The following is a 1,207-nucleotide window of genomic DNA, read 5'->3' as shown; positions in this document are numbered from 1 at the left end:
CACTTTTGGAACATAATTGGCAAAAAGACATTGTATCTCCAGCATATTCAAGGAGATAAAACATGGAAACTCGCATTCCTGAAGACACACCATTCGATACGAATTTTCTAGGAGAAACATCTCTAGAAGAAAAGTATTCATTCTTTCACACACCCATTTCATGGTCCGCAATCTTTGCTGGACTGGTGAGCGCCCTTGCCACCTCAATCTGCCTCTCTTTTCTGGTAGCCGCTTTAGGCTTAAGCCAAATGGATTTCACCTCTTCAACCCCATTTGAAGGCTCTTTCCTCTCCTTTGGCGTGGGTTCTGTTATCGTTACACTGATTAGCCTAGCCTTGGGAGGCTTTGTAGCTGGCCGTTTTGCTGAAACCTCAGGAACGATTCATGGCTTTCTCACTTGGGCTCTCATAACATTGCTAATGACCCTCCAAGCCATCCACGTGGTTTCTAGTACAGCAAAGATAGGAGCTAAAACGGCTCTAGAAAACAGCTCTATGATCCAACAAACCGTAGACGGTCTAAAAAACAATATTTCCCCTATACTCGCAAAATTAAACAGCGAAAGTGTTGAAAAGTTTTTTGCAAAAAACAGTGACAATGGCATCAATTTCGATCAACTTTCGAGTGAATTGCGCACCCTTCTCAATAAAAGCGACATTCCTGCTCTCAACCCTGAGCGCTTGAAACAAACCTACCAAGCTGCACTCAACGATATTGGTTCTGCGATAACAGCTTTCAAAAATGATCCTTCTCACTATCGTACCACTTTAAAAAATCTTGGTGAGCACCTGTCTGATCGTGTAGAAGATCTCACGACAAAATTTGATCGAAGTGATATCATCAAGGCCCTTATGACCGATGGCATGTCCCGTGCGGATGCACAAACAGCAGTAAACCGTGCCGTTCATATTTATCAAAGCGCAGAGGAAAAAACCGGAAAAGCCATCAAAGCCCTTGAAGAACGGGCAGAAACACTCTCGGACAATCTTGAGGATACGATCAAGGGCGCCAAAAACACTGCAACTAAAGCCACAAAAACAGCCTCCAATATGGGGTGGTGGGGCTTTTTAGGCAGTCTGATAGGTGCCATTATTTCCAGTGTTTTTGGCTACTATGGTTACAGAAGCCGTAAGGATACTTTCATGCTTTAAAACGTCTACCTCTAAAGCAAACACAAAAAAAGCTGCACGCATAGTGCAGCTTTTTT

General features: G+C 43.4%; 1 protein-coding gene. It reads left to right on the top strand.

Going from position 1 to position 1,207, the window contains the following annotated elements:
• Positions 1-62: 62 nt before the first annotated feature.
• A complete protein-coding gene (locus tag ACFIKG_RS09315) occupies positions 63-1,151 on the top strand; it encodes a TIGR04086 family membrane protein (RefSeq protein WP_375652201.1) in 1,089 nt (362 codons plus the stop codon).
• The last annotated feature ends 56 nt before the right edge of the window (positions 1,152-1,207 follow it).

Source organism: Bartonella sp. LB28NMGDW (genome assembly GCF_042194435.1).
GTDB classification, from domain to species: Bacteria; Pseudomonadota; Alphaproteobacteria; order Rhizobiales; family Rhizobiaceae; genus Bartonella; species Bartonella grahamii.
The sequence above is the reverse complement of the archived record's forward strand: the minus strand, read 5'-3'. Positions and strand labels throughout refer to the sequence as shown.

Excerpts from the sequence above, each read along its gene's own strand:
- ACFIKG_RS09315 (WP_375652201.1), top strand. The coding sequence starts at position 63 with ATGGAAACTCGCATTCCTGAAGACACACCATTCGATACGAATTTTCTA.